The organism is Frateuria sp., from assembly GCF_035944355.1.
Classification (GTDB): domain Bacteria; phylum Pseudomonadota; class Gammaproteobacteria; order Xanthomonadales; family Rhodanobacteraceae; genus Frateuria_A.
This window is the reverse complement of the sequence record NZ_DASZBH010000016.1, coordinates 98,405-120,240: the sequence shown is the minus strand read 5'-3', so window position 1 is coordinate 120,240 and position 21,836 is coordinate 98,405. Positions and strand designations below refer to the sequence as shown.

Sequence of the window (21,836 nt, the reverse complement as noted above, 5' to 3'; positions counted from 1 at the left end):
AAACATCGGCGAGGGCGGGGCTGGCTTGAGCGCGGCGGACATCCGCCGTGGCCGCCGAGCCAGTGGATCGCGCGTCCTCCGCCGAAGGATTAAGGTCGGCGTTCGACCTTGGCGGGAGCGAGCGTGAGCGCGTACCGGGCAGAGCCGGCGTGGCCCCGGATGCTGGTGGTGATGGGTGTGTCCGGCTCGGGCAAGACCACCATCGCGCGCCGTCTGGCGCAGTCGCTGAACTACGCCTTCCTCGACGGTGACGATCTGCACTCGCCGGCCAATATCGCCAAGATGAGCGCCGGCGTCCCGCTCCAGGACGCCGACCGCGCACCCTGGCTGGACGCGATCGCCGCCTGGATGCGCCACGAGCTGGCGAACGGGCGTAGCGGCGTGGTTGCCTGCTCTGCGCTCAGGCGGGTCTACCGGGAGCGCCTGCGCCAGGCAGGGCCGACGGTGCGGTTCGTCTACCTGGAAGTGAAGTACGACGAACTGGCGCGGCGCATGCGCGCCCGCGAGCACTTCATGCCGCCGGAACTGCTGGGCAGCCAGCTGGCCACACTGGAGGTGCCCGACAGCGACGAGCAGGCGCTGCGGGTGGACGCGAACGGAACGGTGGCGGTGGTGGTGGCGCGGGTGCTGCAGGGCCTTGCGCGGGAGCGCTCCCAGGACCCACGTGCGCCGGTGCGCCCGGGCGAAGAGTGAACGCGTAGGCGGGACTGCCTGCTTAAGCGCCCCGGCCGACCCTCTACCGATGCCTTGGCAGAGGGCGCCAAGTCAGAAACGCCCGGCGCGGAAGTCGGCGATCGCCTCGTGGATCTGCTCGGGGGTGTTCATCACGAACGGCCCGTAGCGTGCGACGCTTTCCTTGAGCGGGCGACCGGCGACGACCAGCAGGCGTGCAGCGGTGGTACCCGCGGCGAGGCTGAGCTCATCGCCATCGGACAGCACCGCCAGCTCGTTGCGTGACAGCGATGAGCCGCCCACCTCGGCCGACTCGCCCTCGAACACGTAGGCGAAGGCATGGTGGCCAGAGGGCAGATCCAGTTCGAAGCGCGCGCCGGCAGCCAGCGTGATGTCCAGATAGACCGGCGCGGTGGCGACGCCCTGCACCGGGCCCACCGCATCGCCCAGCCGGCCGGCGATCACCCTTGCCTCCACGCCGGGCGCGGGCTCGACGCGCGGAATGCGCTCCGGCGCGATGTCCTGATAGCGCGGCGCGGTCATCTTGTCCGTCGCCGGCAGGTTCACCCATAGCTGGAAGCCCCACATCAGGCCGTTCTCCTGCTGCGGCATCTCCGAGTGCAGGATGCCGCGGCCGGCGGTCATCCACTGCACGCTGCCGGGACCGAGGTCGCCCTGGTTGCCGTGGTTGTCGCCGTGGCGCATGTGACCGGCCAGCATGTAGGTGACCGTCTCGAAGCCCCGATGCGGGTGCTCGGGAAAACCGGCGATGTAGTCGCCGGCCTGGTCGGAGCGGAACTCGTCCAACAGCAGGAACGGATCGAGCATGTCCAGGTTCGGCTGGCCGATGATGCGCTTGAGCTTCACCCCGGCGCCGTCGTTGGTGTCGATGCCGCGCACGCGGCGGGTGATGGTGCGTTGGCTCATGGAAAGCCTCCGGCTTGATAAGGAACCTGCATCAGCATGGGGCCCGCGCGGAACGGGGCCAAGCGCCGCGGCGTGAACGCAGCGTTTCGGCGTGGCGGAAAATGGAGGAGCCGGCGGGCTTGCCCTACCGCAGCAGCCAGGCGAAAGCCCGATCCACAGCGCCGGGGCGACCGGCTTGAGCGTGTCGATCGGCGGGTAGAGCGCCGGATCGGCCGTCCGCCTTTTCAGTGCACCCAATGGCCGCTGCGCTGGCGCGGCGGGGTCGGTGCGTCCGCGCCCTCGGGCGCCGGCTCGCGGGCTAGCGCGGCGAGCTCCGCCTCGGTGGCCGGATGCTCGTGCCAGTATTGGTCGACCGCATCGAGCACCGGCGCGACCTGCGCCAGGCACTGGTCGTACTCCTCGTCGCTGAGCTTCTCGAACTCGGTCTCGGCCGAAAGGATGCCTTCGTCCACCGCCAGCGCCATCACCGGCCCGAGCAGCTCCATCAGCTGCGGGTCGTCGGCCAGGCGCTTCTCCCACAGCCCGGCGCGCAGGTCGATGCCGCGGCTGAAGCCCTCGCACCAGCCCGCGGCCGACAGCACCGGGCCAGTGTCGGTGTCGACCTCGCCCAGGATCGGCTCGTAGGCATCCACGTCCAGCTCGACGCGGATCGAATCGTTCAACTTGGCGAGCAGCTCCAGCACGCGGTTGCCTTCGGCCTCGTCGGCGAAGGGGTCGTGCAGCACCTCGGGCAGCCATTCGTCCGGCAGCACTTCGAGCGGGCCGACCGCGATCGCCGAGAGCATGCCGTGCACGCCGTCGAGCAGCAGGCGGCCTTCCTCGGCGTGGCCGCGCAGGTAGCGGTCAAGCTCGTCCAGCTCGTCGTCGGTGAGGGAACTGGGCCATTCGGTGGGAGGCGTATTCATCGTTTCTCAGATATCCAGATCGAGCGTCACCGGGGTGTGATCGGACGGCCTCTCCCAGCCGCGCGGCACGCGGTCGATCGCGGCTGCGCGGGCGGTGCCCTTGAGCGCATCGCCGAGCAGGATCAGGTCGATGCGCAGGCCAAGGTTGCGGCGGAAGGCGGCCTGCCGGTAGTCCCACCAGCTGTGGTGGCCGGCGTCCTGTTCGAACAGGCGGAAGCTGTCGTGCAGGCCCAGACCGGTGATCGCCTCGAGCGCCGCGCGCTCGGGCACCGAGCACAGCACACTATCGCGCCAGGCGGCCGGATCGTGCACGTCGCGGTCCTCCGGCGCGATGTTGAAGTCGCCCAGCACCACCAGGTTGGGATGGCGCTCGTGCTCGCGCGCGATGAACTCACGCACCTTGGCCAGCCAGTCGAGCTTGTAGTCGTACTTCGGATCGCCCACCGCCTTGCCGTTGACCACGTACAGGTCGATCACGCGCAGATCGCCGACGGTGGCGGCCAGGATGCGCCGCTGCGGATCGTCCAGCCCGGGGATGTCGGTGACCACGTCGCTGGGCGCGTGCCCACGGGCCAGGATGGCCACGCCGTTGTAGGTCTTCTGCCCGGAGAACACCGCGCGGTAGCCGGCCGCGGCCAGCTCGTCGACCGGAAATTTGGCGTCCTCCAGCTTGGTTTCCTGCAGCGCGACGATGTCCGGCCGGGTCTCGCCCATCCACTGGGTCAGCTGCGGCAGGCGCACCTTCAGCGAGTTCACGTTCCAGGAGGCGATCTTCATCGGTCCATTGTAGGGGATGGCTCCGGTCCAGACGCCCGCAGCCGCAGCAGTGGGGGGAACGTGGGTAGTGCCGGCGACAGGTGAGCTCGGATCCAGCCGCTGCGCGCCGGCGACCGGCGCGTAGCCGACCGCCACGGTCTGGCCGGCGGCGCAGTGTTCGCCGATCGCCCGACCCAGCGCGCGCAGGTCGGCCTGCGCCAGTGGCTGGCCGAGCCGATCCTCGCCCAGGGTGCCCCACTGGCCGACGGCCTTCGCCGAGTCGGACCGCCCGCATGGGTGGACATCGTGGAATGGGCCAATGCCAGCGAGGCGTTCCGTCGCCTCATCGCGCGCGAGCATCGGGCGCCGCAGCACCTGCCTGCGTAAGGACGGTACCCGTTTCAGGCCAGCCCGTGGCTCTTCAGCAGCGCCTCCGGCTCGGGCTTGCGGCCGCGGAAGGCGACGAAGCTTTCCAGCGCCGGGCGGCTGGCGCCGACGGCGAGGATCTCGCGGCGGAAGCGTTCGCCGGTGGCCTGGTCGATCGCGCTGCCGCCATGCTCGGTCAGTTCCTCGAACGCGCCAAAGGCGTCGGCCGACAGCAGTTCGGCCCACAGATAGCTGTAGTAGCCGGCCGCGTAGCCGCCGGAGAAGATGTGCGTGAACGCGTGTGGGAAGCGCTGCCACGCCGGCGGATGCAGCACGGCGACCTGGTTGCGCACTTCTTCCAGCACCTCCATCGTGCGCGCGCCGCGCGCCGGGTCGTATTCCAGGTGCAGCAGGAAATCGAACAGCGCGAACTCGAGCTGGCGCACGAGAAACAAGCCGGCGTGGTAGTGCCGCGCGGCGAGCATGCGCTGGTAGAGCTCCTCGGGCAGCGGCTCGCCGGTCTGCCAGTGGCGCGCGAACAGGTCCAGCGCCTCGCGGTTCCAGCCGAAGTTCTCCATGAACTGGCTGGGCAGTTCCACCGCATCCCATTCCACGCCGTCGATGCCACCGATCGAGGGCAGCGCGATTTCGGTGAGCAGGTGGTGCAGGCCGTGACCGAACTCGTGGAACAGGGTCAGCACGTCGTCGTGCTTGAGCAGTGCGGGCCTGCCCTCGGTGGGCGGGGCGAAGTTGCAGGTCAGGAAGGCGATCGGCAGCTGGTGCTGCGCCTGATCGTCGAAGCGCGCGCGGCAGACGTCCATCCAGGCGCCGCCGCGCTTGCCGTTGCGCGCGTAGAGGTCGACGTAGGCGCCGGCGAACACGCGCCCGCCGGCATCGCGCACGTCGTAGTAGCGCACGTCCGGATGCCACACGTCGACGTCGTCGCGCTGCGCGAGCGTGATGCCGTAGAGCTTGCCGGTGAGGCCGAACAAGCCCTCCAACACCGCCGGCAGCGGGAAGTAGGGCTTGAGTTGTTCCTCGTCCAGGGCGTAGCGCTGGACGCGCAGCTTTTCCGAGGCGTAGGCGACGTCCCAGGGCTCGAGGTTGTCCAGGCCCAGCTCGGCCTGCGCCCAGGCGCGCAGTTCGTCGAGTTCCTGTTGTGCCACCGGGCGGGCGCGCCGGGCCAGGTCGTGCAGGAACTCCATCACCTCGGTCGGCGAGCTGGCCATCTTGGTGGCCAGCGATTCCTCCGCCGCGTTGGCGAAGCCCAGCAGCCGCGCGGCCTCGTGCCGAAGCTTCATGATCTCTTCGATGCGCCCGCTGTTGTCGAACTTGCCCGCGTCCGGACCCTGGTCGGAGGCGCGCGTCTGGTAGGCCCAGTAGACGCGCTCGCGCAAGCTGCGGTTGTCGGCATAGGTGAGCACCGCCTGCACGCTGGGCTGCTTGAGCGTGACCAGGAAGCCTTCCAGCTCCTGCTCGGCCGCGTACTGGCGCAGCACCGCGCGGCCTGATTCGGGCACGCCGGCCAGGTCGCGCTCGTCGGTAATGTGCTCGTGCCAGGCCTCGCTGGCATCGAGCACGGCATTGGAGAACTCGGTGGACAGGCGCGACAGCGCCACGCCGATCTCGCGGTAGCGGCTGCGCGCTGGCTCCTCCAGCGCCACGCCGGAGAGCTTGAAGTCGCGCAGCGCGTGCTCGACGAGCGCGCGCTCCGCGCGCGGCAGCGTGGCGAACGCGGGCGCATCGGCCAGCGCCCGCACCGCGGCGTACAGCGCGCGGTTCTGGCCCAGTTCGATGGCATGTTCGGTGAGCTTCTCCTCGGCCGGCCCGTACACCGCGCGCAGCGCCTCGCTGTCGGCCACCGCATGCAGGTGCCCCACCGGCGCCCAGGCGTGCGCCAGGCGTTGCTCCAGGCGCTCCTGGGTGAGCATCACCGTGTCAAAATCCTTCGGCGCATCGGCGGCGGTGAGCGCCTCGATGCCGGCGCGGTAATCGGCCAGGATCGCGTCGATCGCCGGCGTCACGTGCTCGGGCTTGATCTGCGAGAAGGCAGGCAGCGGCTGGTCGGCCAGCAGCGGGTTGGATGAGTCCATGGGTTGCTCCTTTGCTCAGTCGAAGCGTGGCGACCGGCCTGGACGAATTCAAGCCGCACGCTCGCCTACAATGCGTGCATGAACCACCTGCGCATCTACAAGGGCATCGGCCCCACCCTCGGCGAGCGCGTCTACGTCGACCCGGCCGCGAGCGTGATCGGCGACGTGTCGCTCGGCGACGACGTATCGGTATGGCCGGGCGTGGTGTTGCGCGGCGACGTGCACTACATCCGCGTCGGCGCGCGCACCAACATCCAGGACGGCACCATCGTGCACGTCAGCCACGAAGGCCCGTACGGGCCGGGCTTCCCTTGCGTGATCGGCGAGGGCGTGACGATCGGCCACGCCGCCGTGGTGCACGCCTGCACCATCGAGGACTACTGCCTGATCGGCATGCATGCCACCGTGCTCGACGGCGCGGTGGTGAAAAAGCACGGCTTCGTCGGCGCCGGCGCGGTGGTCTCGCCGGGCAAGGTGGTGGGCGAGCGCGAGCTGTGGCTGGGCAACCCGGCCCGGTGCATGCGCGTGCTCACCGACAAGCAGGTCGAGCAGCTGCACTACTCGGCGGCGCACTACATGCGGCTGAAGGACGACTACCTGGCCGCCGGCTGAGCGGCATCGGCGATGCGCGCGCGGATCATCGCCGCGCGGGCTTCGTGGCGGCGCGTGGCAAGCCCGCGTTCGGCGGCGAGCTTGCCGGCCAGCAGCGCCACGGTGTAGTTGTCGCCGTCGAAGTCGCGCAGCAGGCGCAGCTCGCGCTCGGCCTCGTCCAGCTCGTCGCGGTCGATCGTCTCCTCGATGGCCTGCGTGGCGGCGGGAAACAAGCGGTGCAGCGCCTCGCGCGTGGCCGCGTCCTGCGGCGCCAGTTCGAGCGCGCTCAGATAGAACTCGTAGGCGTTGCTGCCGGCCGGCGCCACCAGGCGATGGTCGCGCTCGGCTTGCTCGGCCAAGCCGAGCAGGAGGCCGCGGCCGTCGTCGTCGGCCGGCGCGGCGGGTGCGGAACGGGGCCAGCGCAAGCTCAGCAGCACGCAGGCGAGGAGCAGCAGGGCGCCTGCCGCCAGCAGGGGAAGGCGCTTCGGCGCAAAGGAAACGGACATGCATGCATCGCCAGTGACCCGCGCTCCGGCGCGGCGCGCGCACCGTAGCGGGCGGGTGTGTCAGTGGCGTGACCGGAATCGCGAGGGACGCTCCTTCGCCCCTCGCGTCGTGCAGGTCAGGTCGTCAGGTCAGAGCGGCGCGTGCTCGCGCGAATCGGGCGAGCCGTCCGGACGGCTGAACCAGCTCAGCCGGTTGCGCCCGCCGGCACAGCCCTGGCCCTGCGTGTAGCCGCTCAGCAGGCCGCCGGTGCTGGCGACCGACGCCTCATAGCAGCTGCCGAGATCGTCATCGAAGCGGTAGTGCTGCGTGTTGTGCTGCCCCGTGTGGCCGGTGAACGCGCCGCTGGCGTCGAATTGCAGCGTGTCGGCCGCTTCCACCTGGTTGGAGAGCCGCGTGGTGTACAGCGGGATGCCGGCCAGGCCGCGGGCGGTGTTCGACTCCTGGCTCTGGCGCACCGTGGTGGCGGCGCTCAGGCTGCCGTCGGCGGCGGTCACCTGGCGATAGTCCAGGTCCAGCGGGTAGCGCACGTGCTGTTCGTAGGTTTCCGCCAGCGGCCCGCGCTGACGAGTGCTCAGGCTGTCCACGCGGGTCAGCTGCACGCTGTGCTGGTCGTAGGTGGACGGGTCGATGAGGAAGCTCTGCGTGTCGTCGAAGCCGACCGTCTGCGTCACCGTGCTGCGCACCCGCCCGCGCGAGGTGTCGGCATAGCCTTCGATGGTGAACTGGCGGCTGAGCTGGGTGGTGATGTCGCCGCTCAGGGTGCCGTTGGCGTCGGTGGCCAACGTGCTGCCGATGGTCGGCGTGGGCGGCTGGCCGGCGAGCGTGTTGCGCACGATGCGGCCGGTCACCTGTGCCGCCTGCGGGTCGCGGTAGATCAGCAGCGCCGCGGTGGCGGAGAAGTAGCCGTGCGCACCGGCCACGCTCAGCGCGACCTGGTGTGGCGCGCCGTCGCTGAGCAGGCCGGCGAACGGGGTCAGGTCGACGCGGTAGGGGGTGAAGTTGAGCGTCTGCACGCCGGGCGTGGGGCGCCACAGGTACGGATCGATGCCGCCGGTGTAGATCCACGGCATCACCGGCGCCACGCCCGCCGGTTGCCCGTCGATGCTCACCTCGGCCTCGCGGAAGTTGCCGCCGCCACATTCGGAGGTCTGCGCGGCGTAGGCATCGGGCACGCAGGTGTACCAGAACTCGTCGCCGCCCTGGGACTGGGTGAACACGTCGAGGTAGGCCCGCTCGACGTTGCGTGGCAGCGTGAAGGTCTTGGCCAGCTGGTCGCTGCCGCTGTTGAGCACGGTGGTGTTGCCGACCGGGTCGGCGCCCAGCGGGTAGACCGCATCGGGCACGTCGCCCTGGCCGCCGCCGGGATAGAACACCAGCCGCGCGCTGCCGTGGATGACGCCGGTATAGGTGCTGTTGACCAGGTTGCCGATGATCGCCTGGCCCTGTCCGGCCTGGCGCAGCAGGGCGCTGTAGTCGGTCAGGTCGCGCTCGACGTGCCATTGCGGCGACACCGCGGCAGAGGGCTCCTGGGTGGTGCCGAAGTAAAGGTTCACGCCGCCCAGCCACAGCGTGGCGGTGCGGTCGTACTGGCGTCCGGCGGTTACCGAGAAGTCCGCCTCGAGCACCACCTTCTTCCAGTGCGTGCCGCAGCCGGCAGGCGGCGCATAGCTGTAAGGCCGGGTGCCGAAGTCGTCGAAGCTCACGTCATTGAACAGTTCGACCGTGCAGGCCTTGCCGGGCGGCCGCGGCACGGCCGGATCGGCGACCGCCACATTGGGCGAACCGATGGTGAATCCCGCGGCGGCCGGCGCCGCCTGCGCGGTGCCCGACAGCATTACGACCAGGCCGAGGCCGCACAGGCCACGGCCGAGCATCCCTATTTGCGTCATGGGTAACTCCGCTGATGCGAGTAACCCCCCTGTGCGAGCGGACGCTAGCACGCGCTCGGGCGCCCGGGTGTGAGCGGCGCACCGGAACGGACAGGGCGGCCCGGCCCTCAGGCGGCCGTGCGCAGCCGAGCGTAGACCGGCCCGGTGTCCGGTCGGCGGCCGTGCCAGAGGGCGAAGGCGTCGGCGGCCTGCTCCACCAGCATCCCCAGGCCGTCGCAGGCGGCCCGGGCACCCGCGCTGCGGGCCCAGTCGAGGAAACCCTGCGCGCCGGCGCCGTAGGAAAGGTCGTAGCCGACCGTGCGCGGACCGACCAGGCTGCGTGGCAGCTCCAACTGCTGGCCGAGCATCCCCGCCGAGGTGGCGTGCACGATGAGGTCGAAGCCGCCCAGTTCGGCGAGGTCCTGCCAGTAGCGTGCCCGCCCCCGCGTCACGCCGAGCGAACCGGCGAGCGCGGCGGCGGTGTCGGCGGTGCGGTTGGCGATGGTCAGCTCCTGCACGCCCGCGTCGAGCAGGTCCCAGGCCACGCCGCGGGCGGCGCCGCCGGCGCCCAGCAGCAGCACCCGGGCGCCGGCCAACGCGCACCGCTGGCGTTCGACCAGGTCGCGGACCAGGCCGGCGCCATCGGTGTTGTGTGCGGCCAGCCGCCCATTGGGCAGGCGGGTGAGCACGTTGGCGCTGCCGGCGCGACTGGCCGCCGCGCTGCGCTCGTCGGCCAGCGCGAAGGCGGCGGCCTTGTGCGGCAAGGTGACGTTGGCGCCGTGCGCGCCGGCGAGGAACCGGTGCACCGCGTCGGCGAACGACTCCGCCGCGGCATCAATGGCGGTGTACTCCAGCGCGATGCCGCACTGCTCGCCGAACAGCCGGTGGATGGCCGGCGAGAGTGAATGGCTGACCGGATGGCCGAAGACCGCGTAGCGCGCAGGAAGGGCGGTGCCGTGGGCCATGGGCAGTCCTGTGGACGTTGCGAGGCGCGCATTCTAGGCCGGCACGGTAGCGGCGTCGCAACCGCTGAGATGGCCGCGGCGCAGCCTGTGCGCCGGTCACTTCCGGAGCCCGTGCCATGCCTGCCAGCCGTTCCCCTCTCTTTGCCCTGCGGCTGGCCGCAGGCGCGATCCTGTGGTGGCTGCTCGGTGCCTTCCTGCTCGCCCTCACGCCACTGCCGGCGCACACCGACACGCTCGGCTGGACGCCGCTGTACTGGCTGCTGCTCGCACCACCATGCGTGCTGGCCGGCCTGCGGCTGCGCCGGCTGGCCGTGGCCACACCCCTCGGCTGACGCCGCGCCGGCGCGTGTCGCCGCGCGCCCCGACACGCGCGTTGTGCTACAAGGCGCGATCTTACGCGACGCACTCGCGTCCGGGGACAGGGGCGACAACCGAAGCATGATGGCGGTGAGCTACAACCCGTGGCTGGTGGTGCTGTCGGTCGCGCTGGCGGCGCTGGACGCCTATGTCGCCTTCAGCGTGGTCGGGCGCATCGCCCGCTCGCGCGGCCCCGTCGCGGTGCTGTGGACCAGCTTCGGTGCGCTGGCGATGGGATCGGGCGTGTGGGCGATGCATTTCATCGGCATGCTCGCCTTGCGGGTGCCGATACCGCTGGGCTACGACGGTCAGGGCACGGCGCTGTCGAGTCTGCCGGTGATGCTGGCCACCGGCGCCACCTTGTGGCTGCTGGCGCGTCGCGCCACCCATGCCGGCGCCGTGGCGGCCGGCGTGATCCTCGGGCTGGGCATGAGCTCGATGCACTACCTGGGCGTGCGCGCGCTGCACATGCAGCCGCCGGTCGCCTGGCAGGCGCCCTGGATCGCCGCGTCGCTGGGGCTCGGACTGGCCGGCTCGACCGCGTCGATCTGGCTGCACAGCGTGATCTGGCGCAGCGACCGCCGCCACCGCTGGTGGCTGCGCCTGCTGGCCGCCGTGCTGCTGGGCGGCACCGCCGCCGGCGTGCACTACCTGGGCATGGCCGGGATGCGCTTCGTACCCGGTGCGGTGAGCCTGCAGGCAGGCGTCGGCCTGCACGGGCTGGGCCTGGGCCTGGCGGTCAGCCTGGTGTCGGGCCTGCTGTTGCTGTTGACGCTGGGCGTGAGCCTGGCGCACCGGCAGCTGCAGCGGCACACCGAGGCGATCGCGCGCGAACTGGGCCAGGCGCGCGATGCGCTCTCCTGGCTGGCCTACCACGACGAGCTGACCGCGCTGCCCAACCGCGCCAACGTACTCGACCTGCTCGACCGCCTGCTGCCGCTGGCCAAGGAAGAGCAGTTCGAGGTGGCGGTGATGTTCGTCGACCTGGACGGATTCAAATCGATCAACGACACGCTCGGCCACGACGTCGGCGACGAGTTCCTGCGCTCGGTGGCGGACGCCCTGCGCGCCAGCGTGCGCAGCCGCGACACGGTGGCGCGCTTCGGCGGCGACGAGTTCGTGGTGGTGCTGGAGCGCTTCCGCAGCGAGGCCAACCTGGCATCGATCTGCCGCAAGATCCTCAGCCTGGTCAGCCGGCCGGTGGCGGTCTCGGGACACAGCGTGAGCGCCACGCCCAGCATCGGCGTGGCGGTGTTCCCCCGCGACGGCGGGGATGCCGCGAGCCTGCTGCGCCACGCCGACCTGGCGATGTACACCGCCAAGGAGCAGGGCAAGGCCGGCTACTGCTTCTACCAGCCGCGCATGAGCGAGCTGGCGCGCGACCGGCTGCTGCTCTCGGCCGAGCTACGCGAGGCGCTGCAGCACGAGGAGGTCATCGTCCACTACCAGCCGAAGGTGGACCTGGCCAGCCGGCGCGTGGTCGGCCTGGAGGCGCTGGCGCGCTGGCCGCACCCCGCGCGCGGCCTGCTGCCGCCCAAGGTCTTCGTGCCGCTGGCCGAAAGCAGCGGTCTGATCGGCCAGCTCGGCCAGGTCGTGCTGCGCCAGGTGGCGCGCCAGCTCGCGCAATGGCGTGCACGCGGCCTGCCGCTGGTGCCGGTGGCGATCAACGTGTCGCTGCAGGAGATCCAGGACGGCCATTTCGTGGCCGGGCTGCTCGGCACGCTGCGTGAATTCGGCCTGCACCACAGCCTGATCGAATTCGAGATCACCGAGTCGGCGGCGATGAAGAACGCCGAGCACACGCTGCGCCAGCTGCGCCAGCTCGAGGCGCTGGGCTTCCGCATGGCGATCGACGATTTCGGCACCGGCTTCTCCAGCCTGAGCCACCTGCGCCAGCTGCCGACGCAATCGATCAAGATCGACCAGAGCTTCGTCCAGGGCGCCAGCCGCAACCCGGCCGACCGCGACATCACCGAAGCGATCATCGCGCTGGCGCGCAAGCTGCGCCTGTCCACCATCGCCGAGGGCATCGAGACGCACGCGCAGGCCGAGTGGCTGCAGGAAGCCGGTTGCGAGATCGGCCAGGGCTACCTGTTCGTGCGGCCGCTGCCGCCCGAAGCGGTGCCGGCGCACCTGCTGCGCTCGGCGGCGCAACCGGCGGCCAGCGACGCCGCCAACGGCTGACCGCAGCCGGCGCGGCTAGCGCCCGATGCCCAGCCGCTTGTGCTCCATGCGGCGCAGGAACTCCTGCATGACGCGGCGATAGAGGTCCGCGCCGAGATAGGCATCCTCGATGCCCGCGTCGATCGAGGGATTGTCGTTCACCTCGATCACCACCGGCTTGTTGCCGACCTGCTTCAGGTCCACGCCGTACAGGCCCTCGCCCACCGCCTGGGTCGCCTTGAGCGCGAGCTTGACCACCTCGGCCGGCGCGTCGCCCACCCCCACCGTCTCGAAGCCGCCGGACTTGGCGGTGCCCTTGGCGCCGTGGTTGTAGATCTGCCAGTGGCCGCGCGACATGTAGTACTTGCAGGCGTACAACGGCTCTCGGTTGAGCACGCCGATGCGCCAGTCGAACTCGGTGTAGACGAATTCCTGCGCCAGCAGCAGCGAACTGTGCGAGAACAGCTCGCCGGCGGCCTTTTCCAGCGCGGCGGCGTTCTCCACCTTGACCACGCCGCGCGAGAACGAACCATCGGGGATCTTCAGCACCAGCGGAAAGCCGAGCTTCTCGGCCGTCTCCTTCAGGCCCTTGGCGTTGTCGCGGTAGAGGATCTCGGTGCGCGGCACGGCCAGCTTGCGCGAGACCATAAGGTCGTTCAAGAAGATCTTGTTCGTGCAGCGCAGGATCGAGGCCGGATCGTCGATCACCACCATGCCTTCCTTCTCGGCGCGGTGGGCGAAGCGGTAGGTGTGGTTGTCGCTGGCAGTGGTCTCGCGGATGAACAGGCCGTCGTATTCGGCCAGGCGCGGGTAGTCGTTCTTGCCGATCGGATCGACCTCGATGCCCAGCTCCCTGCCCGCGGCGACGAAGCTCTTGAGCGCCTTCTTGTTGGAAGGCGGCATCGCCTCGGTCGGGTCCACCAGCATGGCGATGTCGTAGCGGTAGAGCTTGCGCGTGCGCGGCTTGCGCCAGAGCTTGCGCGAGAAGCGGTCCAGCTCCGCGGCGAAGGCGTCCTCCTGCGCGTCGTCCAAGGTGTGCAGGCCGACCGGCTTGATCGAGGCGACCTGCCACACCCGCTCGCGCTCGAACTCGATGCGCAGGAGCGGGCAGGGGAACATTTCGAACAATTGCCGCGCCAGGTCCTGCAGCGCGGGGTAGGCGGTCTCGCCGAAGTAGACCAGGATGCCGAAGTCCGTGGTGTCGCGCCCGCCCGCCGGCAGGAAGTGGGTCAGCTTGCTGTTGAGGTCCTCGATGTCCAGTCCGTACAGCGAGCGCCGGCCCAGGTCGTTGATGGTGCGCACCGAGGGCAGCACCTTGTGCCCGCGCGCCTCGGCCAGCAGCGAGACGTAGTAGCCGGTGCCCAGGTACTTGTAGCTGCGGCACAGGTTGATCACGTGGGTGCGTTCGTCGTCGCGGCCGACCGGTTCGCGCAGGTAGTCCATCGCGCTCATGACGTCCACGGAAGGGTAGTAGGCGCTCCAGTCGGAGGCTTTCTCGACGACGATCACCAGGCGGGTCATGGCACCTCGCTACACGCAGGAGGAATGCCGTCGCGGCGCGGAGCGAGGCGGCAGGGAACGCAAAGCGCGCAGTTTGGCATAGGCGGCGCGGCGCGCAACGGCGCGCCGGGGCTGGCCTAAGAGGCGGTTCAGCGACCGCCTCGTTCGATCCCACCATTGCGCGGCGGCGGGCTCGGGCCCACCCTACGGGATGCGCGCCCACCGGAGCACCGCTTGGCCCCCAACCCGTCGTCCACGCCCGTGCGCACCGCCGCACCGGCCGATCTCGATGCGCTGGTCGCACTGGAGCTGCGCGCCTTCAGCGGCGACCGCATGAGCCGTGCGCAATATCGCCGCCATCTGGTCAGCCCGCACGCGGCCGTACTGGTCGCCGACGCGGCGGACGAGGGCCTGCTCGGCAGCGCGCTGGTGTTCTTCCGCGAAGGCAGCACGCTGGCGCGGCTCTACTCGATCGCCACCGCACCGGCCGCACGCGGGCGCGGCATCGGCACGGGCCTGCTGGCCGCTGCCGAACAGGCCGCGCGTCGACGCGGCAGTCGTGCGCTGCGGCTGGAGGTGCGGGTGGACAACGCCGCCGCGATCGGCCTGTACGAACGCGCCGGCTACCTACGCATCGGCCGCTATGCCGGCTACTACGAAGACGGCGCCGACGCCTGGCGCTACGAGAAGCCGCTGGCGACCCGGTAGGCGCTCAGCGCACGCGGGTCTCGTGGCCGGTGGCCATCGCGGTCCAGTGCACGCCATCGGCCGAATATTCCTGCCGGAAGTCGATCGCGTCGTGTCCGTCGAAGACGTTGACCACGCGTGCGTGGATGGTCTTGCCGTGGTCGTCGAACTGCCAGGGGAAGGTCCAGCGGTCGCCCTGGATCTCGAGCGTACCGTCGTTGGCGTGCCCGCCATCGGCGGGAATCGCATGGGTGACGTAGTGGCCGCTGCCCTTGCCCCTGAGGAACACCACCAGCGCCGCCGGCTTGCCGTCGACGACCTGCTCGCAGGCATAGAAAGCCTGGCCGCGCCAGCACTGGTTGTGCAGGCGGGTGTGCTCGATGCCGGCCTTGCTGTAGGGCGTGTCCAGATGGTGCATCTGGATTTGCCAGGAACCGGCATACACGGCGATCGCATCGAGGCCGTGCGCAGGCGACGCGGCCAGGGCCGCGGCGGGCATCAGGCTGAGCAGCAGACACGGCAGGCGCATGGCTGGACTCCGGCAGGCAGGTCGGCCGATTGGATGCCTGGCGTCGGCTGTATGCAAGCCGCCCAGCGCTAAAGCGGATGGGCGATGCGCTCGGCGGTGTCCTCGTCGGGGCGCGCGACCAGCGCGCCGGTGCGCATCAGGCTCACCGTGTAGTGGCCGCCGTCGACCAGCGGAAGGTAGGCGCCGCTGCCATAGACGGTGTCGATCATCGGCAGCCAGTCCGGATGCCGGCGCGCCAGCACAGCCAGGTCGAACGCCCCGGCCTGGCGCAGGTCGACCACCGTGCGCGGCGCGCTGGCCTCCTCGGCCGGGTCGTCGTAACGGCCGGACAGGCGATCGAGCCGGTACAGCGGCGGCAAGCCCGAGAGCAGGGCGGGCAGCTTCCACTTGAGCACCAGCGCTTCGACGCGCCAGGCGTCGCCGGCCACGCCCACCACGCGGGTCTGTCCGTCGGGCCAGCCCAGCGTGACCGTCCAGCGCTGCGGCGACAGGATGCGCGCATCCAGCGTCGCCACCGGGGCTTCCTCGCCCAGCAGCCGGTAGCCGCGCAGGCTCCAGCCGGCGCCGGCCAGCACCAGAACGAAGGCGAGCCCGACCAGCAGGAACAGCGTGCGCAGCAGCGCCGCGAATGGCCGGCGCGCCTGCAGGTGCTGGCGCAGCGCCACCAGCTGCACCAGCGCGAACAGGAGCGCGAGCACGGCCAGGATACCCAGCAGGGTGCTCGGCAGTTGCAGCAGCATGGCCCAGTCCATCGAAGCGTCGGTCCGCACCGTTATGATGCGCGCATCATAGCCGCCGCCGTTTCGAGGAAAGCCGATGCGCCGATCCATCCTCTGCACCGTCCTGCTGCTGGCCGCCGGCCTGCTCGCCGGTTGCGGCAACAAGGGACCGCTGGTGCTGCCCTCGCCCGCGCAGCCGGGCGATACGGTAGCGCCCGCCTCCTCCGCGCCCGCGCCGGCCACGAGCGCGTCGCAGCCGGGCTGACCGCCGTGCGCTTCTCCAAGATGCACGGCATCGGCAACGATTTCGTGCTGATCGATGCGCGGCAGGCGCCGCTCGCGCTTTCGTCGGAGGCGATCCGCGCGCTGGCCGACCGCCACACCGGCGTCGGCTGCGACCAGTTGCTGAGCGTGGAGGCGCCGCGCGATTCCTCCTGCGCCTTCTACTACGGCATCTGGAACGCCGACGGCAGCCCCTCGGGCCAGTGCGGCAACGGCGTGCGTTGCGTGGCGGCGTGGCTGCATCGCGCCGGCGCGCTCGCACCGGGGGAGTCGGTGCGCATCGAAAGCCCGTCCGGGCCGGTGACGGTGCGCGTGCTCGACGCCGGGCGGGTCACCGTGGACATGGGCGAGCCGCTGTTCGATCCGCCGCGCATCCCGCTGCTCGCCGAGGCACGTGCCGAGAGCTACGCCCTCGCGCTGGCCGAAGGCATGGTCGAGGTCGGCGCCGTGTCGATGGGCAACCCGCATGCCGTCGTGGTGGTGCCTGACCTCGCCGATCCGGCGCTGGAACGCATCGGCCCGCAGCTGACCGCCCATCCGCGCTTCCCGCAGGGCGCCAATGCGGGCTTCGTGCAGCTCCTCGGCCGCGACCACGTGCGCCTGCGCGTGCACGAGCGCGGCGCCGGCTGGACGCAGGCCTGCGGCACCGGCGCCTGCGCTGCGGTGGCGGTGCTGCGCGCGCGTGGCCTGGTGGACGAACGCGTGCAGGTGGACCTGCCCGGCGGCCGGCTGCAGATCGACTGGCCGGGCGCCGGCCACACGCTGTGGATGACCGGCCCGGCCGCGTTCGCCTTCGAAGGCGAATGGCTGGCCCAGGCATGATGGCTCCAACGCATTGATGCGCAGCCGCGCGCGTCGCACACTCCGGCCAGGCCGATCCGCCGCCTGACGTTTCCTAGGTCGCTCCATGCCCGATACCCTGCTCGACGAGATCCCCGGCGCCACCGCGGTGGCCGCCTACCTGAAGCGCCATCCGCATTTCCTGGCCGACTACCCGGACCTCGCCGCGCAGCTCACGCTGCCGCGCAGCGAAGGGCCGGTCGCCTCGCTGGCGATGTACCAGTTGCAGCAGCTGCGCGAGAAGAACGCCGAGCTGGAGCGCCGTCTGGCCGAGCTGATCGCCATCGCCGCGGACAACGAGCGGCTGATGCAACGCGTGCACGAACTGCACGTGACGATGCTGCGCGCGGCCACGCCCGCGCTCGCCGCGCGCAGCGTGATCAGCCGGCTGGCCAGCGACTTCCGCATCGAGCAGGTCCGGCTGCTGCTGTTCGGCCATGCCCACGGCCTGCCGAAGGCCGAATGGCTGCTGGTCGAGCCGGGCGGCCGCGCCGCGCTGGGCGAGTTCGCCGGCTTTCTGGGCAACCACGAGCCGCTGGTCGGGCGACTCTCGGCCGAGCGGCTGTACCGTCTGTTCGGCGACCACGCACCGGAGGTGCAGTCGGCCGCCGTGATGCCGCTGGGCGAACTGGGCCTGCTCGCGCTGGGCAGCGCCGATCCGAACCACTTCCAGCCCGGCATGGGCACGCTGTTCCTCAAGATGCTGGGCGCCACCATGAACGCCGCGCTGACCCGCTCGCAGGAGCTGGCCTGAACGCCACCGGCCGTGCGGCCGCGCCGCGCGCGCAGGTCGAGGCCTGGCTCGGCCGCCTCGCCGGCGAGCGCCAGGCCTCCGCGCACACGGTCGCCGCCTATCGCCGCGACTTGGACAAGCTGCTCGCCTGGATGGATGCACAGGCCGTCGGCGACTTCGCCGCGCTGACGCCTGCGCGCCTGCGCGCCTTCGTCGCCGCCGAGCACCGCGCCGGGCTTTCGCCCAAGAGCCTGCAGCGGCTGCTGTCATCCTGCCGCAGCCTGTTCCGCCAGCTCAGCCGCGAAGGCGTGCTGGCGCACGATCCGGCCGCCGGCGTGCGCGGCCCCAAGGTGCATCGCAAGCTGCCGCAGGTGCTGGACGTGGACGAAGCGGGCGCACTGGTCGGGCACGCCGGCGAAGGCGCACTCGCCCTGCGCGACCGCGCGATGCTGGAACTGTTCTATTCCTCCGGCCTGCGCCTGTCCGAGTTGTGCGGCCTGCGCTGGGGCGACCTGCAGCTGGACGAGGGCGAAGTGCGCGTGCTCGGCAAGGGCGCCAAGACGCGCATCGTGCCGGTAGGCAGCCACGCGGTGACCGCGCTGCGCGCGCTGGCCCGGGCCGAGGGTGCGGCGTCGGCCACGCCGGTATTCCGCGGCCGCGCCGGCGCGCCGATCAGCCCGCGCACGGTGCAGGCCCGGCTGAAGGCACTGGCGCTGGCGCAGGGCTTGCCCAAGCGCGTGCACCCGCACCTGTTGCGGCACACTTTCGCCAGCCACATGCTCGAATCCTCCGGCGACCTGCGCGCCGTGCAGGAACTGCTCGGCCATGCCGACATCGCCACCACGCAGATCTACACGCATCTGGATTTCCAGCATCTGGCCAAGGTCTACGACGCCGCGCATCCCCGCGCACGCCGCAGGGGCTGAGCACGATCGACGTCCTCTCCGGCGGTAAGCCGAATGGATGGCGGGCCTTGGTGTTCCGCCGGTCGTGCCCATCGGCCGAGCCGACGACGACGTTGAAGGCCACCGCAGCGGCCCCATGTATGCCCGCTCAAGCCCTGCGGAGCCGTCCATGGAATCCTTCCACGCCACCACCATCCTTTCGGTCCGCCGCGGCGGACGCGTCGTGCTGGGCGGCGACGGCCAGGTCACCCTGGGCAACACCGTGATGAAGTCCAACGCGCGCAAGATCCGCCGGCTCGGCAAGGGTGACGTGCTGGCCGGTTTCGCGGGCGCCACCGCCGATGCCTTCACGCTGTTCGAACTGTTCGAGCAGAAGCTCGACAAGCACGGCAACAACCTCACCCGCGCCGCCGTGGAGATGGCCAAGGAATGGCGCACCGACCGGCGCTTCGGCAAGCTCGAGGCGATGCTGGCGGTGGCCGACAAGGACGCCTCGCTGCTGATCTCCGGCAACGGCGACGTGCTGGAACCCGAGCACGGCCTGATCGCGATCGGCTCCGGCGGCCCCTACGCCCAGGCGGCCGCGCTTTCGCTGCTGGAAAACACCGAGATGGACGCGCGCCAGATCGTCGAGAAGGCGCTGAAGATCGCCGGCGACATCTGCATCTACACCAACCACAGCACCACGATCGAGGAACTCGAAGCGGGAACGGGGAACGGGGAACGGGGAACGTGATGCACCCCGCTTGCCTTGCTGTCGACGTTCCCCGTTCCCCATTCCCCGTTCCCTATCCGGTTACCCCATGAGCGAACTCACTCCCCGCGAAATCGTCAACGAACTGGACCGCTACATCGTCGGCCAGAACGACGCCAAGCGCGCCGTCGCCATCGCGCTGCGCAACCGCTGGCGGCGCATGCAGCTCGATCCGGAGATGCGCAACGAGGTCACGCCCAAGAACATCCTGATGATCGGCCCCACCGGCGTGGGCAAGACCGAGATCGCACGGCGCCTGGCCACGCTGGCCAACGCGCCCTTCGTCAAGGTGGAGGCGACCAAGTTCACCGAGGTTGGCTACGTCGGCAAGGACGTCGAGTCGATCATCCGCGACCTGGCGGACGTGGCCTACAAGCTCACCCGCGACCAGGCGGTCAAGCGCGTGCGCAGCCAGGCCGAAGACCGCGCCGAGGACCGCATCCTGGATGCGCTGCTGCCGCGCCGGCAGACCGCCACCGACTGGTCGCACGACCTGACCGTCGCCGCGCCCGACACCGACACCCGCCAGAAGCTGCGCAAGCAGCTGCGCGAGGGCGCGCTCGATGATCGCGAGATCGAGCTGGACTTCGCCATGAACGTGGGCGTTGAGATCATGTCGCCGCCGGGCATGGAGGAGATGGGCGCGCAGCTGCGCCAGATGTTCCAGAACATCGGCGGGGCGCGCACGCAGCAGCGCAAGCTCACGATCAAGGCGGCCCGTCCGTTGCTGATCGAGGAGGAGGCCGGCAAGCTGCTCAACGAAGAGGAAGTCCGCGCGCAGGCGGTCGAGGCCGCCGAGCAGAACGGCATCGTCTTCATCGACGAGATCGACAAGGTGGCGCAGCGCTCCGAATGGGGCGGCGCCGGCGTGTCGCGCGAGGGCGTGCAGCGCGACCTGCTGCCGCTGGTGGAAGGCTCCACCGTGTCGACCAAGTACGGCCCGATCAAGACCGACCACATGCTGTTCATCGCTTCCGGCGCATTTTCGCTGTCCAAGCCGTCGGATCTGATCCCCGAGCTGCAGGGACGATTGCCGATCCGCGTGGAGCTCTCCGCGCTGTCGGTGGACGACTTCAAGCGCATCCTGCGCGAGCCGCACAACGCGCTGACCAAGCAGTACGTGGCGCTGTTGGGCACCGAAGGGGTGACCATCGAGTTCACCGATTCGGGCATCGACCGGCTGGCCGAGGTCGCCTGCCAGGTGAACGAGCGCACCGAGAACATCGGCGCCCGCCGCCTGCACACGGTGATGGAGCGGCTGCTGGAAAGGATCTCGTTCGAGGCCGCGGACAAGTCCGGCGAAAAATACCTGATCGACTCCGATCAGGTGGACAAGAGCCTGGATTCTCTCGTGAAGGACCAGGACTTGAGCCGTTACATCCTCTGAACAAGCCATCCGGACCCCTCTGGTAAAATTCCTGTCATGGGCAAGGTCATTGAACTCAAAACCACCGGCCAGCGCGCGCAGCTGCGCGAAGCGCAGCAGCAGCAGTCGCTGATCCGGCTGTGGCGCGCCGAGCTCGAGCACGGCAGCTTCTGCGGCTACGTGGGCGGCGTGGGCCGCGAGTTCTTTCTGTTGTGGGTGGTCGGCGACGGCATCACCTACGACGGCATGTACGTGATGCGCCACCGCGACGTGTCCGAGCTGGAGACGCCGGACAAGCACCACGTCTTCATGGAGAAGGCGCTCAAGCACAAGCAGCTGCTGCCGCGCACGCCGCGCGGCTTTCCGCTCGACTCGATCCGCGAGGTGGTCCAGGCCGCCGGCAAGCTCGCGCCGGTGATCGGCGTGCACGTGGACAGCGAGGACGAAGCCGAGGTCTGCTACATCGGCCGGCTGGTCGACGTGGAAGAGGACGGCTTCACCCTGCAGGAAATCAGCCCCGACGCCGAATGGCTGCGCGAGGCCTCCTTCTTCGCCTGGGACGAGGTTTCCACCATCAGCATGGAAGACGGCTACGCGCAGGCGCTGCTGGCCGTCGCCGGCGCGCCGCCGCCGCTGGAGCAGGGCGATTCGGGCATCGGCCGGGCGCACTGACCGCCGCGGGCCACCCGTTCCTAGGGCCCGCCCCTTGACGCGCGCCCGTCCCTTGATTCGTGGTGTTCCCCGCGCGCGGCTGTCCAGACCTCGCGCGCCGCGTCCGCGTTCATCGCCGCGATAGCCAGTCCGACCGCCACGTCCGGCCACACCGACCGCATCCAGGCGGTAAGCCCGCCGGCGACGATGATCGCTACGTTGGCGAATGCATCGTTGCGCGCCGACAGGAACGCCGCGCGGGTGAGGCTGCCGGCATGGTGCCGGTACCGCGCCAGTGCCAGCGCGCAGGCCAGGTTGACCGCCAGCGCGCCCGACCCGGTGAGCGACAGCGGCACCGCGGCTGGCGGCACCGGCGCCTGCAGCTTCTGCCAGAGCGCCCACAGCAGCGCCAGCGCCGGCAGCAGCAGGATGCCGGCCAGTGCCATGCCGACCCTTGCCCGTGCACGCAGGCTCCAGCCCAGCGCCAGGAAGATCAGCAGGTTGACCGAGGCGTCTTCCAGGAAATCGATGCTGTCGGCGAACAGCGCGACCGAACCGATCGCCAGCGCCACCGCGAATTCCACGCCGAAGTAGGCCAGGTTGGCGAGCGCCACCCATCGCACCGTGCGGTGCAGCGCGTGATCGGACGGATCGCTGGAACGCAGCACGCGGATTTTTCCTGGCCTGGGTAGACGGATCG

24 protein-coding genes are annotated in these 21,836 nt (G+C 70.4%); 13 read left to right on the top strand and 11 right to left on the bottom strand.

Annotated elements, in window-relative coordinates; genetic code table 11:
* Positions 1 to 123 precede the first annotated feature (123 nt).
* The gene (locus tag VGU03_RS13495) at positions 124 to 693 is read left to right on the top strand and encodes a gluconokinase (RefSeq protein ID WP_327481351.1); all 570 of its coding nucleotides are present in this window, start codon (positions 124 to 126) and stop codon (positions 691 to 693) included.
* 72 nt (positions 694 to 765) lie between these two features.
* Here VGU03_RS13495 and VGU03_RS13490 read toward each other — a convergent pair whose 3' ends face one another.
* From VGU03_RS13490 to xth, 3 genes are all read right to left on the bottom strand, one after another.
* Positions 766 to 1,599 carry a pirin family protein gene (locus tag VGU03_RS13490; RefSeq protein ID WP_327481349.1) on the bottom strand — a complete coding sequence of 278 codons (834 nt, stop codon included), beginning with the start codon at positions 1,597 to 1,599 and terminating at the stop codon, positions 766 to 768.
* A gap of 224 nt (positions 1,600 to 1,823) precedes the next feature.
* Positions 1,824 to 2,504 (bottom strand): YecA family protein, encoded by a 681-nt coding sequence (locus tag VGU03_RS13485; RefSeq protein ID WP_327481347.1) that lies wholly within the window; start codon positions 2,502 to 2,504, stop codon positions 1,824 to 1,826.
* 6 nt (positions 2,505 to 2,510) lie between these two features.
* Positions 2,511 to 3,281: an exodeoxyribonuclease III gene (gene xth, locus VGU03_RS13480; RefSeq protein WP_327481345.1), complete on the bottom strand. Its 771-nt coding sequence runs from the start codon at positions 3,279 to 3,281 to the stop codon at positions 2,511 to 2,513.
* Between the two features lie 153 nt (positions 3,282 to 3,434).
* Here xth and VGU03_RS13475 point away from each other — a divergent pair, with 153 nt between their 5' ends.
* Positions 3,435 to 3,647, top strand: coding sequence for a hypothetical protein (locus VGU03_RS13475; protein WP_327481343.1), 213 nt, complete (start codon positions 3,435 to 3,437; stop codon positions 3,645 to 3,647).
* 14 nt (positions 3,648 to 3,661) lie between these two features.
* On the opposite strand, the gene VGU03_RS13470 is transcribed toward VGU03_RS13475, so the two are convergent.
* A complete protein-coding gene (locus VGU03_RS13470) occupies positions 3,662 to 5,719 on the bottom strand; it encodes a M3 family metallopeptidase (RefSeq protein WP_327481342.1) in 2,058 nt (685 codons plus the stop codon).
* 78 nt (positions 5,720 to 5,797) lie between these two features.
* Between VGU03_RS13470 and VGU03_RS13465 the strand changes: the two genes are divergently transcribed.
* Positions 5,798 to 6,331, top strand: coding sequence for a gamma carbonic anhydrase family protein (locus VGU03_RS13465; RefSeq protein WP_327481340.1), 534 nt, complete (start codon positions 5,798 to 5,800; stop codon positions 6,329 to 6,331).
* On the opposite strand, the gene VGU03_RS13460 is transcribed toward VGU03_RS13465, so the two are convergent.
* From VGU03_RS13460 to aroE, 3 genes are all read right to left on the bottom strand, one after another.
* Positions 6,313 to 6,816: an energy transducer TonB gene (locus tag VGU03_RS13460; protein WP_327481338.1), complete on the bottom strand. Its 504-nt coding sequence runs from the start codon at positions 6,814 to 6,816 to the stop codon at positions 6,313 to 6,315. The genes VGU03_RS13465 and VGU03_RS13460 overlap by 19 nt on opposite strands.
* 129 nt (positions 6,817 to 6,945) lie before the next feature.
* Positions 6,946 to 8,706 (bottom strand): peptide-N4-asparagine amidase, encoded by a 1,761-nt coding sequence (locus VGU03_RS13455; RefSeq protein WP_327481336.1) that lies wholly within the window; start codon positions 8,704 to 8,706, stop codon positions 6,946 to 6,948.
* Positions 8,707 to 8,813: 107 nt separating this feature from the next.
* On the bottom strand, positions 8,814 to 9,650 hold the full coding sequence (gene aroE, locus VGU03_RS13450; RefSeq protein ID WP_327481334.1) for a shikimate dehydrogenase: 837 nt from the start codon (positions 9,648 to 9,650) through the stop codon (positions 8,814 to 8,816).
* 116 nt (positions 9,651 to 9,766) lie between these two features.
* On the opposite strand from aroE, the gene VGU03_RS13445 reads away from it, so the two are divergent.
* Together VGU03_RS13445 and VGU03_RS13440 are read left to right on the top strand one after the other, a co-directional pair.
* Positions 9,767 to 9,982: a hypothetical protein gene (locus VGU03_RS13445; protein WP_327481332.1), complete on the top strand. Its 216-nt coding sequence runs from the start codon at positions 9,767 to 9,769 to the stop codon at positions 9,980 to 9,982.
* 115 nt (positions 9,983 to 10,097) lie between these two features.
* On the top strand, positions 10,098 to 12,191 hold the full coding sequence (locus VGU03_RS13440) for a putative bifunctional diguanylate cyclase/phosphodiesterase (RefSeq protein ID WP_327481330.1): 2,094 nt from the start codon (positions 10,098 to 10,100) through the stop codon (positions 12,189 to 12,191).
* Between the two features lie 15 nt (positions 12,192 to 12,206).
* Here VGU03_RS13440 and VGU03_RS13435 read toward each other — a convergent pair whose 3' ends face one another.
* A complete protein-coding gene (locus VGU03_RS13435; RefSeq protein WP_327481328.1) occupies positions 12,207 to 13,691 on the bottom strand; it encodes a RimK family protein in 1,485 nt (494 codons plus the stop codon).
* A gap of 213 nt (positions 13,692 to 13,904) precedes the next feature.
* Between VGU03_RS13435 and VGU03_RS13430 the strand changes: the two genes are divergently transcribed.
* On the top strand, positions 13,905 to 14,378 hold the full coding sequence (locus tag VGU03_RS13430; protein WP_327481326.1) for a GNAT family N-acetyltransferase: 474 nt from the start codon (positions 13,905 to 13,907) through the stop codon (positions 14,376 to 14,378).
* A 4-nt stretch (positions 14,379 to 14,382) separates the two neighbouring features.
* Here VGU03_RS13430 and VGU03_RS13425 read toward each other — a convergent pair whose 3' ends face one another.
* A complete protein-coding gene (locus VGU03_RS13425) occupies positions 14,383 to 14,886 on the bottom strand; it encodes a hypothetical protein (protein WP_327481324.1) in 504 nt (167 codons plus the stop codon).
* Positions 14,887 to 14,954: 68 nt separating this feature from the next.
* Positions 14,955 to 15,638 carry a hypothetical protein gene (locus tag VGU03_RS13420; protein WP_327481322.1) on the bottom strand — a complete coding sequence of 228 codons (684 nt, stop codon included), beginning with the start codon at positions 15,636 to 15,638 and terminating at the stop codon, positions 14,955 to 14,957.
* A gap of 64 nt (positions 15,639 to 15,702) precedes the next feature.
* Between VGU03_RS13420 and lptM the strand changes: the two genes are divergently transcribed.
* The 7 genes from lptM to VGU03_RS13385 all read left to right on the top strand — a co-directional run bounded on the left by lptM (position 15,703) and on the right by VGU03_RS13385 (position 21,157).
* Positions 15,703 to 15,870, top strand: a complete 168-nt coding sequence (gene lptM, locus VGU03_RS13415) for an LPS translocon maturation chaperone LptM (RefSeq protein ID WP_327481320.1) — start codon at positions 15,703 to 15,705, stop codon at positions 15,868 to 15,870.
* A 20-nt stretch (positions 15,871 to 15,890) separates the two neighbouring features.
* Entirely contained in the window at positions 15,891 to 16,709 is an 819-nt protein-coding gene (dapF, locus tag VGU03_RS13410; protein ID WP_327482112.1) for a diaminopimelate epimerase, read from the top strand.
* Between the two features lie 85 nt (positions 16,710 to 16,794).
* A complete protein-coding gene (locus tag VGU03_RS13405; protein WP_327481318.1) occupies positions 16,795 to 17,481 on the top strand; it encodes a DUF484 family protein in 687 nt (228 codons plus the stop codon).
* Positions 17,478 to 18,386: a tyrosine recombinase XerC gene (xerC, locus tag VGU03_RS13400; RefSeq protein WP_327482110.1), complete on the top strand. Its 909-nt coding sequence runs from the start codon at positions 17,478 to 17,480 to the stop codon at positions 18,384 to 18,386. The genes VGU03_RS13405 and xerC overlap by 4 nt, the downstream gene beginning before the upstream one ends.
* 148 nt (positions 18,387 to 18,534) lie before the next feature.
* Positions 18,535 to 19,101: an ATP-dependent protease subunit HslV gene (hslV, locus tag VGU03_RS13395; protein ID WP_327481316.1), complete on the top strand. Its 567-nt coding sequence runs from the start codon at positions 18,535 to 18,537 to the stop codon at positions 19,099 to 19,101.
* Positions 19,102 to 19,168: 67 nt separating this feature from the next.
* Entirely contained in the window at positions 19,169 to 20,506 is a 1,338-nt protein-coding gene (gene hslU, locus VGU03_RS13390; protein ID WP_327481314.1) for an ATP-dependent protease ATPase subunit HslU, read from the top strand.
* 36 nt (positions 20,507 to 20,542) lie between these two features.
* Positions 20,543 to 21,157, top strand: a complete 615-nt coding sequence (locus tag VGU03_RS13385) for a hypothetical protein (protein ID WP_327481312.1) — start codon at positions 20,543 to 20,545, stop codon at positions 21,155 to 21,157.
* 20 nt (positions 21,158 to 21,177) lie between these two features.
* On the opposite strand, the gene VGU03_RS13380 is transcribed toward VGU03_RS13385, so the two are convergent.
* Positions 21,178 to 21,804 (bottom strand): cation transporter, encoded by a 627-nt coding sequence (locus VGU03_RS13380; RefSeq protein WP_327481310.1) that lies wholly within the window; start codon positions 21,802 to 21,804, stop codon positions 21,178 to 21,180.
* Positions 21,805 to 21,836 lie beyond the last annotated feature (32 nt).

What these genes read in the sequence shown, in the direction of transcription:
- hslU (WP_327481314.1), top strand. Translation starts at nt 19,169, where the DNA reads ATGAGCGAACTCACTCCCCGCGAAATCGTCAACGAACTGGACCGCTAC.
- VGU03_RS13445 (WP_327481332.1), top strand. Translation starts at nt 9,767, where the DNA reads ATGCCTGCCAGCCGTTCCCCTCTCTTTGCCCTGCGGCTGGCCGCAGGC.
- xth (WP_327481345.1), bottom strand. Translation starts at nt 3,281, where the DNA reads ATGAAGATCGCCTCCTGGAACGTGAACTCGCTGAAGGTGCGCCTGCCG.
- VGU03_RS13385 (WP_327481312.1), top strand. Translation starts at nt 20,543, where the DNA reads ATGGGCAAGGTCATTGAACTCAAAACCACCGGCCAGCGCGCGCAGCTG.
- VGU03_RS13465 (WP_327481340.1), top strand. Translation starts at nt 5,798, where the DNA reads ATGAACCACCTGCGCATCTACAAGGGCATCGGCCCCACCCTCGGCGAG.
- hslV (WP_327481316.1), top strand. Translation starts at nt 18,535, where the DNA reads ATGGAATCCTTCCACGCCACCACCATCCTTTCGGTCCGCCGCGGCGGA.
- VGU03_RS13490 (WP_327481349.1), bottom strand. Translation starts at nt 1,599, where the DNA reads ATGAGCCAACGCACCATCACCCGCCGCGTGCGCGGCATCGACACCAAC.
- lptM (WP_327481320.1), top strand. Translation starts at nt 15,703, where the DNA reads ATGCGCCGATCCATCCTCTGCACCGTCCTGCTGCTGGCCGCCGGCCTG.
- VGU03_RS13405 (WP_327481318.1), top strand. Translation starts at nt 16,795, where the DNA reads ATGCCCGATACCCTGCTCGACGAGATCCCCGGCGCCACCGCGGTGGCC.
- VGU03_RS13460 (WP_327481338.1), bottom strand. Translation starts at nt 6,816, where the DNA reads ATGTCCGTTTCCTTTGCGCCGAAGCGCCTTCCCCTGCTGGCGGCAGGC.
- VGU03_RS13420 (WP_327481322.1), bottom strand. Translation starts at nt 15,638, where the DNA reads ATGGACTGGGCCATGCTGCTGCAACTGCCGAGCACCCTGCTGGGTATC.
- aroE (WP_327481334.1), bottom strand. Translation starts at nt 9,650, where the DNA reads ATGGCCCACGGCACCGCCCTTCCTGCGCGCTACGCGGTCTTCGGCCAT.
- VGU03_RS13435 (WP_327481328.1), bottom strand. Translation starts at nt 13,691, where the DNA reads ATGACCCGCCTGGTGATCGTCGTCGAGAAAGCCTCCGACTGGAGCGCC.
- VGU03_RS13425 (WP_327481324.1), bottom strand. Translation starts at nt 14,886, where the DNA reads ATGCGCCTGCCGTGTCTGCTGCTCAGCCTGATGCCCGCCGCGGCCCTG.
- VGU03_RS13485 (WP_327481347.1), bottom strand. Translation starts at nt 2,504, where the DNA reads ATGAATACGCCTCCCACCGAATGGCCCAGTTCCCTCACCGACGACGAG.
- VGU03_RS13470 (WP_327481342.1), bottom strand. Translation starts at nt 5,719, where the DNA reads ATGGACTCATCCAACCCGCTGCTGGCCGACCAGCCGCTGCCTGCCTTC.
- VGU03_RS13455 (WP_327481336.1), bottom strand. Translation starts at nt 8,706, where the DNA reads ATGACGCAAATAGGGATGCTCGGCCGTGGCCTGTGCGGCCTCGGCCTG.
- dapF (WP_327482112.1), top strand. Translation starts at nt 15,891, where the DNA reads ATGCACGGCATCGGCAACGATTTCGTGCTGATCGATGCGCGGCAGGCG.